This window comes from Kribbella aluminosa (assembly GCF_017876295.1).
GTDB classification, from domain to species: Bacteria; Actinomycetota; Actinomycetes; order Propionibacteriales; family Kribbellaceae; genus Kribbella; species Kribbella aluminosa.
Genome location: NZ_JAGINT010000001.1, coordinates 294,541 through 306,929, shown reverse-complemented (window position 1 = coordinate 306,929; position 12,389 = coordinate 294,541). Strand labels below are relative to the sequence as shown.

Annotated in this window: 7 protein-coding genes; 5 read left to right on the top strand and 2 right to left on the bottom strand. The window is 69.8% G+C overall.

Annotated features, from left to right (window positions below):
• The first annotated feature begins 47 nt into the window (after positions 1 to 47).
• Together JOF29_RS01560 and JOF29_RS01555 are read left to right on the top strand one after the other, a co-directional pair.
• Positions 48 to 2,543 (top strand): glycoside hydrolase family 2 protein, encoded by a 2,496-nt coding sequence (locus JOF29_RS01560; RefSeq protein ID WP_209692443.1) that lies wholly within the window; start codon positions 48 to 50, stop codon positions 2,541 to 2,543.
• On the top strand, positions 2,540 to 3,403 hold the full coding sequence (locus JOF29_RS01555) for a polysaccharide deacetylase family protein (RefSeq protein ID WP_307863097.1): 864 nt from the start codon (positions 2,540 to 2,542) through the stop codon (positions 3,401 to 3,403). The genes JOF29_RS01560 and JOF29_RS01555 overlap by 4 nt, the downstream gene beginning before the upstream one ends.
• On the opposite strand, the gene JOF29_RS01550 is transcribed toward JOF29_RS01555, so the two are convergent.
• The gene (locus JOF29_RS01550; RefSeq protein ID WP_209692442.1) at positions 3,390 to 4,844 is read right to left on the bottom strand and encodes an NAD-dependent succinate-semialdehyde dehydrogenase; all 1,455 of its coding nucleotides are present in this window, start codon (positions 4,842 to 4,844) and stop codon (positions 3,390 to 3,392) included. The two genes, JOF29_RS01555 and JOF29_RS01550, sit on opposite strands and share 14 nt — an antisense overlap.
• A gap of 34 nt (positions 4,845 to 4,878) precedes the next feature.
• Entirely contained in the window at positions 4,879 to 5,907 is a 1,029-nt protein-coding gene (locus JOF29_RS01545) for an MsnO8 family LLM class oxidoreductase (protein WP_307863096.1), read from the bottom strand.
• A 133-nt stretch (positions 5,908 to 6,040) separates the two neighbouring features.
• Between JOF29_RS01545 and JOF29_RS01540 the strand changes: the two genes are divergently transcribed.
• From JOF29_RS01540 to JOF29_RS01530, 3 genes are all read left to right on the top strand, one after another.
• Positions 6,041 to 9,022, top strand: a complete 2,982-nt coding sequence (locus JOF29_RS01540) for a type 2 lanthipeptide synthetase LanM family protein (RefSeq protein ID WP_209692440.1) — start codon at positions 6,041 to 6,043, stop codon at positions 9,020 to 9,022.
• 14 nt (positions 9,023 to 9,036) lie between these two features.
• Positions 9,037 to 9,249, top strand: a complete 213-nt coding sequence (locus JOF29_RS01535) for a hypothetical protein (protein ID WP_209692439.1) — start codon at positions 9,037 to 9,039, stop codon at positions 9,247 to 9,249.
• A gap of 115 nt (positions 9,250 to 9,364) precedes the next feature.
• Positions 9,365 to 12,289, top strand: coding sequence for a helix-turn-helix transcriptional regulator (locus tag JOF29_RS01530; RefSeq protein WP_209692438.1), 2,925 nt, complete (start codon positions 9,365 to 9,367; stop codon positions 12,287 to 12,289).
• Positions 12,290 to 12,389: the final 100 nt, after the last annotated feature.

Below are 12,389 nucleotides of genomic sequence, written 5' to 3'. Positions count from 1 at the left end.
TCTACTAAACCGGTTCATCCATTCCGCCCACGGCACGGAGCCTCACTGTGACATCACTCAAGACCCTCGATCTGACCACCGACGGCGGTGCTGCCTGGACCGTGCAAGCCGTCGAGGGTCCGGCCCCCGACGGCCTGATCGGCCGCGCGCTGGCCGCCACCGTGCCCGGTGAGGTGCACACGGATCTGCTCGCGGCCGGCGAGATCCCGGATCCGTTCGACGGCGACAACGAGTCGAAGCTGCACTGGATCGGCCGTACTCGTTGGAGCTACACGAGTAGATTCGACTGGGTTGCCGATGGCAACGACCGGCAGGAACTGGTGGCCGAGGGGCTGGACACGGTCGCGACCGTCACGCTGAACGGCCAGGAGCTGGGCAGCACGGCGAACCAGCATCGGTCGTACCGGTTCGACGTCACCGGCGTACTGGTTGCCGGGGACAACGAGCTGGTGGTCACGTTCGAGGGCCCGGTGACCGCGGCCGAGGCGGAGCGGGCGAAGGCCGGGAGCTGGCCGCACACCAACCTGCACCCGTACAACGAGCTCCGCAAGATGGCCTCGAACTTCGGCTGGGACTGGGGACCGGACGTCGCCACCGCGGGCATCTGGCGGCCGATTCGGATCGAGTCCTGGTCCGGCGTCCGGATCTCCTCGGTCCGTCCGCTGGCCCGGCTGGAAGGTACGGACGGCGTACTGACGACGCATGTCGAGCTCGCGTGGTCCGACACCGACACCGCCGCCGAGGCCGCGGCGGTGACGGTCGAGGTCGGCGGCACGCAGCAGACGACGACCGTCACGCCCGGAACCGAGACAGTCGAGCTGGTGAACACGCTTTCCGCGGTGGATGTGTGGTGGCCGCGCGGGTACGGCGAGCAGCCGCTGTACGACGTGACCGTGACGCTGAACGAGGACGACTGGCACGGCCGGGTCGGCTTCCGGAACATCACCGTGAACGTTGCCCCGGACAACGACGGTACGCCGTTCGTGCTGTCCGTGAACCGCAAGCCGGTCTACGTCCGCGGCGCGAACTGGATTCCGGACAACGCTTTCGTCACCCGGCTGAACGCGGAAACCTACCGGACCAGCATCGAGGACGCCGTCGACGCCGGCATGAACCTGCTGCGCGTCTGGGGCGGCGGGATCTACGAGAGCGAGCAGTTCTACGACGTCTGCGACGAGCTCGGCATCCTGGTCTGGCAGGACTTCCTGTTCGCCTGCGCGGCGTACTCCGAGGACGAGCCGCTGTGGAGCGAGGTCGAGGCCGAGGCGCGGGAGGCCGTCACCCGGCTGAGCCAGCACGCCAGCCTCGCCGTCTGGAACGGCAACAACGAGAACATCTGGGGGTACGTCGAGTGGAGCTGGCGCGTCCCGCTGGCGGGCAGGCCGTGGGGTGCCGGGTATTACCTCGACCTGCTGCCTCGCATCGTGGCGGAGCTCGACCCGCGGACGCCGTACTCAGCCGGCAGCCCGTACTCGTTCGACCAGTTCATCCACCCGAACGACGACCGGCACGGGACCATGCACATCTGGGACGTGTGGAACCAGGTGGACTACACGACGTACCGCAAGTACAAGCCGCGGTTCGTTTCCGAATTCGGTTTCCAGGGGCCGCCGGCGTGGTCGACGCTGACCTCGGTGGTGCACGACACTCCGCTGGATCCTTACGGTCAGCAGATGCTTGTGCACCAGAAGGCCTTCGAGGGCAACCTCAAGCTGGAGCGGGGTCTCGGTGATCACCTGCCGGTCTGGGAGGACATCGACGACTGGCACTGGACGACGCAGCTGAACCAGGCGCGCGCGGTTGCCTACGGCATCGAACACTTCCGGTCGTTGTTCCCGTTGAACACCGGCGCGGTCGTGTGGCAGCTGAACGACAACTGGCCGGTGGTCTCGTGGGCCGCCGTCGACGGGCACGGGATCCGGAAACCGTTGTGGTACGCGTTGAAGCGCGTGTACGCGGACCGGCTGCTCACCGTGCAGCCGCGGGACAGTGCTCTGGTAGTTGCCGCGCACAACGACACCGACTCGTCGTGGACGACCGAGGTCACCGTCACCCGGCGCTCGACTGTTCATGACGGCGTGCTGGCCAAGGAGACCTTCGCGGTCGAGATCGCGGCCCGCTCGGCGGTGATCAACGAGCTGCCGGAGTCTGTCGCCGTCGCCGGCAAGCCGTCCGAGGAGTACCTCGAGGTGCGGACGGCCGACGGCGTCACGGCGTACTCGTACTTCGTCGAGGACACGGAACTGCAGCTCGCCGCCGACGCCTACACGGCCACGGTCGCCCCGACCGAGAACGGGTACGACGTCACGGTGACCGCGACGGCCCTCGCGAAGGACCTGGCGCTGTTCCCGGACCGGCTGGACGCGGCCGCCCGGGTGGACTCGTGCCTCGTCACGCTCTCCGCGGGCGAGAGCCACACATTCCACGTCACCGGCGCAAACGCCCCGGACCAGGTCGCCGTACCGGTGCTGCGGTCGGCGAACGACCTCCGCGGACAACTGGGGCATCCAGCGGCTGACGCTCACCGTAGAGTGAGCAGGTGACCTGGGGGAGACGTGTTGCGGTCGGTGCCCTGCTACTGACGCTTGTAGCATGCAGCGACGCCAAGCAGTCGGCCGGAGAGGTGCCGCAGACCCGTGCACCGGTAGAGCCGGCCCGTACGGCGAAGCCGGTGCGGCCGACGCTCGCGCCCGCGCAGGTGAAGCCCGGTACTTCCAGCAACACCCAGGTGATGCCCGTGCTCGACCACGGGCCGCGTGACAAGAAGCAGATCGCGTTGACGTTCGACGCCGACCTCACAGCCCTCATGCGGAGGCGCCTGGTCTCCGGCAAGGTCAAGTCGTACTACAACAAGGCCCTGATCGAAGAGCTACGGACGCTGCACGTACCGGCCACCCTGTTCCTCACCGGCATGTGGATGGAGCAGTACCCGGAGATCACCAAACAGCTGGCCAACGACCCACTGTTCGAGCTGGGCACACACACGTACGACCACCGCGGCTTCACCAAGCACTGCTACACGCTGGGGACGGTCCCGCGCGACCAGATGCTGGCCGACGTACGACGAGCCATCGTGGAGCTGGACAAGCTGGACCCACACGCGACCAGATGGTTCCGCTTCCCCGGCGGCTGCTACGACCCAACCGCACTGCACGAGCTGGCGCCCGCCGGCGTCACGGCGGTCGGGCTCGACGTACCGGGCGCCGACGGGTTCGCCAAGTCCGCGCAGCCGATCACCAAGCAGGTCCTGGACCACGTCCAGAACGGCTCAATAGTCGTCCTCCACATGCACGGCGGCGACAACGCCCCGTACACCGCCCAAGCAGTGGGCCCGATCGTCCGGGAGCTCCGGGCACGCGGCTACCAGCTCGTCACGGTGACGCAGCTCGTCAGTCGACGTTGATCGCGACGTACTTGACGTCGAGGTACTCGTCGATGCCGACGCTGCCGCCTTCGCGGCCGAGGCCGGACTGCTTGACGCCGCCGAAGGGGGCGGCGGGGTTGGAGACGATGCCCTGGTTGAGGCCGATCATTCCGGCCTCGAGTCGCTCCGACACCCGGAGCGCGCGGCTCAGGTCGTTGGTGAACAGGTACGACACCAGGCCGAACTCGGTGTCGTTCGCCATCCGTACCGCGTCGTCCTCGGTCTCGAACGCGGTCAGCGGGGCGACCGGGCCGAAGATCTCCTCCTTCTGCAGCCGGGCGGTCTCCGGTACGTCGGCCAGCACCGTCGGCTGATAGAAGTACCCATTGCCCGCGGCAACTTCCCCGCCGGTCAAGGTCCGGGCGCCCTGCGCGATCGCGTCGGCGACCAGGTCCGCCACCTTGTCGCGCTGCTTGCCGTCGATCAGTGGCCCGACGTCGACACCCGGCTCGGTACCGCGGCCGACCTTCAGCGCGGCCATCCGCTCGGTCAGCTTCGACGCGAACGACTCCATCACCGAGGAGTGCACGTAGATCCGGTTGGCCGCCGTACAGGCCTCTCCGCCGTTGCGCATCTTGGCCAGCATCGCGCCGTCGACCGCCTTGTCCAGGTCGGCGTCGGCGAAGACCAGCAGCGGTGCGTTCCCGCCGAGCTCCATGCTGGTCCGCAGCACCTGACCGGACGCCTGCTCGAGCAGTTTGCGGCCGACCGGGGTGGAGCCGGTGAAGGACAGTTTCCGCGCTCGCCCGTCCCGGATCAGCGGCTCCATCACGCCGCCGGCGTCCTGCGTGGTGACGACGTTCAGCACCCCGGCGGGCAGGCCGGCCTCGGTCATCAGCTCGGCCAGCTTGAGCATCGACAGCGGCGTCTGCGCGGCGGGCTTGATCACCATCGTGCAGCCGGCCGCGACCGCCGGGCCGATCTTGCGGGCGCCCATCGCGGCCGGGAAGTTCCACGGCGTGATCAGCAGGCACGGCCCGACCGGCTGGCGCATCACGAGGAAGCGGCTCGCGCCGTTCGGGGCGATCTGGTAGCCGCCGTCGATCCGGACCGCCTCCTCGGCGAACCAGCGGAAGAAGTCGGCAGCGTAGGCGATCTCGCCCTTCGACTCGGCGACCGGCTTGCCCATCTCCAGCGTCATCAGCAACGCCAGGTCGTCCGCCTGCGCGGTCATCAGCTCGTAGGTCCGGCGGAGGATCTCGCCGCGCTCACGCGGTGGCGTGGCGGCCCAGTCCTCCTGTACGGCGACGGCCGCGTCGAGGGCGGCCTTACCGTCGGCCGGGCTCGCGTCGGCCACGTCGCAGAGCGTCGTACCGGTTGCCGGGTCCTCGACGGCGAAGGTCCTGCCGGCCGCGACCCATTTCCCACCGATGAACAGCTCGGTCGGACACGCCTCGACGACTTCCCGCTCTCGTGACATGAGCCTGCCTTTCGACTAGTCGGCAGTACCCAGACTAGGCGGTGGCGATCAGCGGAGAGGTGTGCCGTGGGGCTGTCCGGACGGCCCCGGTCAGGCCGGCTGCGACAGTACGAAGGATCGTCGACCGGATCAGTCCGTCGAACGCCAGCGGAACGAGCATCACCTCGTCTGCCATGGTCTCGGCAACCAGCGTGCCCAGCCGACCCGCCACGGTCGTACGCGAACCGACGATGTAGCCCGGGTCCTCCAGCAGCCGTTCGGCCAGGGCACGCTCGCGGTCGGTCAGTGGGGACTCCAGTAGCGCGGTCAGCTCAGCCGACGTCGCCTCTGCCCCGGCCGCGGCCAGCCGCGAGCTGACTCGGACGTACTCCGCAAAACGTGTGAACGCTGCCTCGTCGGATTCCGCCGCGACCACTCCGACCGTGACAGCCAGGTACGGCCGGGCAGTCGGCTCGAAGTTCTCCCTGTACGCCGCCACGGCGGCAGCTGTCACCGCAGCTGCCCGATGATGAGCTACGAAGACAGGGAGCCCACGGACGGCGGCAGCCACCGCAGCACGCGGGTGATCGGCCAGAACGAAGACCGGTGGGGCCAGCCCGGCAAGCGCCAGCCGTACGTCGCCCTGCAGGAACCCGCGCAGCTCGTCCAGCCGCCGGGGGAACGAGTCGCGAGCACCCGACGCCAGTACGGTGCTCGGAACGGCGCACTGCTCGGCCACCCCGAGGTCGATCCGGCTCGGGTACGCCGCAGCGAGAGCGGCGAACTGCTCGGCGACGACCAGCGGCTGGTGGTTGGTCAGTGGGAGTCCGCCGGCGCCCAGCCGGATCCGGTCGGTCCGCGCGGCCAGGATCGCCGCGAGGACTGCCGGTGCTGCGCCGCCGACACCCCGGACACCGTGCTGCTCGTCGAGCCAGAAGCGACGGTATCCGAGGTCGTCGGCAGTCAGTGCCACCTCTGCGGTCTCCCGGAGCGCGGCCGCAGCCGACTGACCGGGCAGCTGCGGTACGACGTCCAGCACAGAGTGGGCCGAGACGGGTAGTCCGGGAGCGACAGTGGTGAGCACGCACCCACAGTGACAGCGCGGGTCCGGCTCGCACATGGGGAGTCGTCACCCAAAGTTCAACGCAGCTCACCGGGCTAAATATGGGTGCTGATCACCCATGCCCCGCCCCTGCCCGCGATGACAGCCTGAGCGCGTGCTCGACTCCGCGACCACCCGGCCCACCAGGACCGACCGCCGCAAGACCTGGTGGTCAGCGGGCCTGCGGCCGCACGAGCTGAGCCACGCACTGACGCAGTCCGCGCCGGCCTGGGCCGAGTACGTGGAACGCAGTACCTCTCTCCCCCCGAGCGCGCCTGCCGCCGGTCGAGACCCTGCAGGGACCGGTGCCGGCGGCGGCCACACATCAGGTGGGGCGGCCACGGCGGCGGTTGGGTTCGGCACAGACTGGCGGCAGGCGCTCATGCGTTGCCTGAAGCCGCTGCTGGACTCCGCCCGGCAAGACCTGGCCGTGGCGGGCCACAGCGGCGTACTGGCCGAAGCGTTCCTGCAACGTCTCGGCCTCCGGCTGGTGAAGCTGGCCGCGCGGACCCTGGTCCTGGAACTGGCCCGTGCCCGGGACCGCGGCGACCTTACCGGTGACACCTCCGCAGCACGCTTCCTGGACTTCACCCACCGGCTCGTCGGAGGGAGCGAGCTGGCGGACTTCCTGGCCACCTACCCGGTACTGGCCCGGGTCCTGGGCGAGTCGTGCCGACAGGGCGTCGAGGGTCACCTCGAGCTGCTGGCGCGGCTCGCCGAGGACCGGGGGTCGCTCGTCACCGGGCTGTTCGACGGCCGGGACCCCGGTGCGCTGATCGCGATCGAACCCGCCGGCGATGCCCACCAGGGTGGGCGGTGTGCCGCGATCCTGACGTTCGCGAACGGACAGCGGCTGGTCTACAAGCCCCGGCCGCTCGCACTGCACCAGCACTTCAACGGGTTCGTCGACTGGCTGAACGCAAGGACCGCGCTCGGCATCCGCACGGTTCGGCTCCTTCCCCGCGACGGCTACGGCTGGCTCGAGTTCGTGGTCCACGAGCCCTGCGCCGACCTGGCCGGAGTACGGCGGTTCTACCATCGCCAGGGCGCGCTGCTGGCGCTGCTGTACGTGCTGGACGGCACGGACATGCACTTCGAGAACCTGATCGCCGCAGGCGACCAGCCGGTACTGGTGGACGTCGAGACGCTGTTCCACCCGAGTCAGGTGGCGGTGACCGCGTTGACCCGCGATCCGGCGTACCGGGCACTCCTGGAGTCGGTGTACCGCACCGCCCTGTTGCCGCTGCTCGTGCTAGGCGAGAACGGTGTCACGGACATCTCCGGGCTCGGTGGTGACGCCGGAGCGCTGGCCTCGCGGAGCGTGGTCGACTGGGCGGACGCCGGGCTGGACTCCATGCATCTGGTACGCCGTCCGGACAGCACACACCGTGCGGCCAACCGGCCGTCGCTCGACGGGTCACTGATCGAGCCGCGGGAGCACGAGACCGCTGTACTCACAGGGTTCCGGACCGCGTATGAGGCGATCGCCCGGCACCGCGACGAGTTCCTGCGACCGGACGGTCTGCTGGCACAGTGCGCTGCGGACCAGATCCGCTTCGTGCCGCGCCCCACGAGTCTCTACACGGGACTGCTGGACGAGTCGACGCATCCGGACGTACTGCGGGACGCGGCCGGCCGGAGTCAGCTGCTGGACCTGCTGTGGGACGCGGACGAATCACTGCACGCGTTCGTCCCGTACGAACTGTCCGACCTGTGGGCCGGCGACGTACCGCTGTTCACCGCACGCCCGGACAGCCGGGACATCTGGGCCTCCGACGGCACCCGGATCGCCGACGTGCTGGCAGTCGACGGACTGGCCGCAGTCCGGGCGAAGGTCGCGAACCTCGGCGACATCGACCAGCACCGGCAGGCCTGGCTGATCTCCGCGTCGCTCGCCACCCGCCCCGAGCCGATCATGCACGCCAGTACGGCGGTCCGGCCGCACGTAGGGACGACCGAGGCGGACCCCGAACAGATCCTGGCAGCGGCCGCCGACATCGCCGACGAGATCATGGCTCAGGTCGTCAGCGAACGCGGCGGCGCGGCCAACTGGCTCGGTCTCGAACTGCTCGACGACCATCACTGGGCCGTCCGTCAGATGGGCGCTGGCCTGTCCAACGGCTACACCGGTACGGCGCTGTTCCTCGCGCAGGTCGGCGTACTGACCGGAGCGCAGAAGTACTGCGACCTGGCCCGCGACGCGATCCGGCCGGTTCCGCAACTGCTCGCGGCGCTCGCCGAAGACCCGGAGTCCGCCAACCTGGTCGGCCCCGGTTTCCACGGGCTCGGGGGCATCAGCTACGGACTCGACCGGCTGTCGACGCTCCTCGACGACCCCGACCTCACCAACTGGCTGGCCGCGGCACTGGAGCTCAGTGAGCGGCTCGTGCAGGACCCCACCGAATTCCCGTCGTACGCCGAAGGTGCGGCGGGCGGGCTGGCCGCAATGCAGGCAGTACAAGGCTTTCCGGCCGCCGGCCGGCTGGCCGAGCGCTACGCCGATCACCTGGTGACGACAGTCGAGAGCGGCCTCCATGGCCGAGTAGCAGCGGACCATGGCTTCGCTCGCGGCTTCCAGGGAATCGCGTGGTCGCTCGGCCAGTACGGCGTACCCGGCGACCGGTACCTCGATGCTGCCCGCGCGGCAACCGATCTGGACCGCCGGAACGGTCCAGCCGGCCATGGGTGGTGCCGGGGAGATGCCGGCACCGCCCTGGCCCGGGCTTCCGCCGGCGTCCCCGCGGACCTCGACGCCTACCTGAGGGCCGCGACCGAACGTCCGGTGCTCGCCGACCTGAGTCTGTGCCACGGCGAGCTCGGCGCGGTGGAGCCACTGTTGTGGCTCGCCGCACGTGAGTACCCAGCTGCAGAGGCGGCACGACGACGTCGTGCCGGGCTGGTGCTCGCGGCAGTAGAGCAGTACGGACCGCGCTGCGGGACACCCAACGCCGTACCGTCTCCAGGCCTGCTGACCGGTCTGGCAGGGATCGGGTACGGGCTGCTCCGTCTTGCGTTCCCCGAACGGGTTCCGTCCGTGCTGCTGCTCCAACCAACCGCCGGGTCGAGGTGTGGCACAGCACCGGAGCCCACTGTGTGACAAGGGGTTACAGCATGACCGCCCAGCAGCACCACGATGTTCAGCACGAAACTCCGGCAGACGAGCAGTACGCGGCGCCGGACCGCACCGATCCGCTCGGCCCGATCGCGCTGCCGAAGCGGCACCAGGTCGGCGCCCGGGCGCTGGCCCTCGTCGGGGTCGTCGGCATGAGCACCATGGCAGTCGCCGTCGCGGCTCCCAGCGGCCTGCCCTGGGTGACGCACTAGGGTGAACCACCCGCGGACACCAGCGCACGTTTGACGGAGTGGCCGGCCGCCCGGAGCGGCCGGCCACCGGTCGACTGTCTGCACTGACAACCATCAGTCGTTACAGTTGGCAACCATGCAGACCCGCTCGCCTACGGTGGTCGGCAGGGACCGGGAGATCGAGAGCCTTCACCGCCTGCTGGCCGGAGCCCGCAGCGGTCATGGGGGTGCGATCTTCCTGGTAGGCGAGCCCGGGATCGGCAAGAGCCGGCTGGCCGCGACGGCCACCACCCAGGCTCTCGACACCGGTATGGCGATGCTGCGCGGACGGGTCGGGGCGATCGGCACGATGGTTGCCTTCCGCCCGTTCACCGAGGCGCTGCTCTCGCTGATCCGGCGTGGCGAGATGCCTACGACAGAAGGCCTCGGCCCGTACCGGCAGGTGCTCGGCCGACTGGTCCCGGACTGGGACGACGGGACCGCGCACGACACCGCTGCGTCACCGGTCGTACTCGGAGAGGCAGTACTGCGTCTCCTTGCCCTGGTGGGCCGGGACCGCGGCTGTCTGCTGGTGCTCGAGGACCTGCACGGCTCCGACCCGGAGACGCTGGCCGTGATCGAGTACCTGCTCGACAACCTGGAGGACCAGCCGATCGCACTCGTGGCGACTCTGCGGTCGGAGACGTGCGCCGCATACGAACTGGCACGGCTGTCGGCGCAGCGCGGTACTGCCGAACTGGTCGAGCTGCAACCGCTGCAGCGCGGAGAGGTCGCCGAACTCGCCGCCGGTTGTCTGGAGGTTCCGGTCGACGGTGTGCCGGAACAGCTGGCGGACCAGCTGTGGAGTGACAGCGCCGGAATCCCTTTCATCGTTGAGGAACTGCTGCAGGAGGCGAACCGCAGCGGACAGTTGGTGCCCGGGCCGGACGGCAGCGTGCAGGTGGTCGACGACCTGCAGACGAACGTCCCGCCCGCGGTGGTCCGCAGTATCAGCGGCCGAACCGCACAGCTCGGGCCGCAGTCGCGGGACATCCTCGTGCTGGCGGCTGTGATCGGGCATCGGTTCCCGTTGAGCGTTGTCCGCGAGGCGACGGGTACGGACGAACGCTTGCTGCTGGCAACCCTTCGGGCCGGCGTCGCCGCGCAGCTGGTCGGTCCGGACGAGCCGGCGCCGGACTGGTACGCGTTCCGGCATCCATTGACCGCCGAATCGCTGCTCGCCGGCCTGACCCCGACCGAACGCGCCACCTTGGCCCGGCGCTGCGCGGACGCGGTCGAGGAACTGCATCCGGGGCTGCCCGGCGAGTGGTGCCCGATGGTCGCCGAGCTCGCCGAGACCGGCGGCGACGCCGTCCGCGCGGGCCGGTTGTTCGCGCTGGCCGGGCGGCGGTCGTTCGACGACGGATCGACCGGCTCGGCGGTCAAGCTGCTCGACCGGGCGAACACCTTGCTCGCGGCCGATCCCGACATCGCTCATCGGGCCGATATCCTCGGCGCGCTGCTGCTCGCGCTCAGCGCGACCGGAGGCTTCGAGCAGTTGGCCGTGCACGCCGCGACCGTCGACGAACTGGCTGACCGCAATCTCGACAGCCGCAAGGTCGCCGCGCTGCACGTCCAGCTCGCGAACGCGGAGATGGTCGCCGGCCGCTGGGCGGCCGCGCTGGCAAATGTCGCGACCGCCCGGTCGCAGCTCGGCAGCGACGCCGGCGACGCCGACCTCGCGCCGATCGACGTGGTCGCCGCCAACCTCGAGTTCGCCCGGACGAGCCCCGGCCGGCTGCAGGCTGCGACCGAGCTCGCCACCCGCGCCGCCGCGGCGGCCGAACGCGCCGACCTGCCCGACGTAGCCTGCGAAGCCCTGCAACTGCTGGGCATCCTGGCCCGCGAGCACGACCTCGACCGGTCGATCGACTACTTCCAGCGCGCCCGGCAGATCGCCGAGGACCACGGGATGACGCTCCAGCGAGTCGTCTCGCACATCCTCCAGTCGGTCAGTGTCAACCTCGCCGACGGCAGTATCGGCGAGTTGGAGCGGTCCAGGCAGCAGGCGCTTCGGATCGGCGCCATCACGCTGGTGTACGACGTGGACGGCTTGCTCGGCCAGCAGCTGATCCTGCGGTCCGGGTACGCCCGCGCCGCCGAGATCATCGGCGAGTGTGTCGAGGTCACCCGGCGGCTGCGGCTGGGTCGATCGGCAACGTTCTTCCTGGCCACCAAGGCGATCCTGGAGGCGCATCAGGGCCATCGGTCCGCGATGGAGGCGACGCTGGCCGAGATCGCGAACTGGGGCGGCGAGCGCGCGTCGTACGAGCTGCCGTACTCCTACGGCCTGGCCCGGACGTTCTGTGCGCTTCTGGAGGAGAACCGCGAACTCGCCGACTCCGAGCTGGCGCAGGCGCTCGCGTACGACGCGCAGAACCCGACCACGTTCCACCTCTCCGGCAAGAACGGGCTGGGCCTGCTGCTCGGCGTACTGTCCGGGCGCAACGGCTGGGCGCACTTCGAGGCGGTCACCGCGACCGCGGCGAGCGGGATGCGGTGGAACAAGCAGTTCGTCCAGCTGGCGCACGCCGTACTGCTCGGCCGGGACGGTCAGGTCGAAGCGGCCAACGCCAAGGTGCTGGAGGCGATGGAGACCGCGTCGCTGTTCCCCCTGGCGCGGCACCTCGGGCTGCGGATGGTGGCCGAGCCGGCCGCCGCGGACGGCTGGGGTGAACCGGTCGCGTGGTTGCGGCTGGCCGAGGACTACTTCCACACCGCGGGCATTCCGGCGGTGGCGAGTGCGTGCCGCGGGCTGATGCGGCAGCTCGGCGCGACCGTGTCCCAGCGGCGGACCGGGTCGGAGCAGGTTCCGGCGTACCTGCGGCAGCTCGGGATCACCACCCGGGAGTACGAGGTCTGCCGGCTGCTGGTGGACCGGATCGGGAACAAGTCGATCGCGTCCCGGCTGCACATCTCACCGCGGACGGTGGAGAAGCACGTGGCCAGTCTGATGACCAAGACCCAGCAACCGGACCGGGAGGCACTGAGCAGTTTCGCCCGGACCGTTCTGCAGGACTGATCGGTGCCGAGCAGTGCTGATTTCGGGCAGGGTGCGTGTACTGGAGCATCCGGCCCTCCCGGAGTGATAGTTGTCGACGCACGCACCGGCATCCGCCAGT